Raw genomic sequence first — 528 nt, 5'->3', positions numbered from 1 at the left:
AATGCGCCGCTCGCGCCAACGCAGTGCGTCTGGTCTATTTCGATGAAGCGGGCTTCGCCGCGTCACCTCCGGTGCAAAGAGCGTGGTCACCGCGCGGCCTGCCTCACTGTGTCGAACCTCGCTTCCATTGCCGGCGCTCGGTTCTCGGCGCCCTCGACTTCGGAGTCAACGCGTTGACTCACCATGTCACGAGCTCGTCTATCAAAGGCGGTGCCGTCGTCGAGTTCCTCGAGCAGATCGCCCTGCAGGGCGATAAACGTCCGACCGTGGTGGTACTCGACAACGCTTCGATCCATCATGCCATTGATCCTGAAGTGCACGAGCGCTGGCTACGCGAGCATCGCATGCGGCTGTTCTATCTGCCGCCATACAGTCCCGAACTCAATCTGATCGAAATCGTCTGGAAGCAGGCCAAATACCATTGGCGTAACTTCGTCACCTGGACGAAGGAAACCATCGACGATGAGGTCCGCAGTCTACTCGGCGCATACGGCACCAAATTTCAAATCAATTTCGCCTGAACACTTA

At 58.0% G+C, this 528-nt stretch carries 1 protein-coding gene; it reads left to right on the top strand.

The genetic code is table 11. From position 1 onward, the window contains the following. Positions 1–521, top strand: a 521-nt coding sequence (locus tag BN2475_RS32500) for an IS630 family transposase (protein ID WP_218023760.1), incomplete at its 5' end; no start/stop codon positions are given. Positions 522–528: the final 7 nt, after the last annotated feature.

It is taken from the genome of Paraburkholderia ribeironis (genome assembly GCF_900019265.1).
Classification (GTDB): domain Bacteria; phylum Pseudomonadota; class Gammaproteobacteria; order Burkholderiales; family Burkholderiaceae; genus Paraburkholderia; species Paraburkholderia ribeironis.
This window is presented reverse-complemented; position numbering and strand designations above follow the sequence as displayed.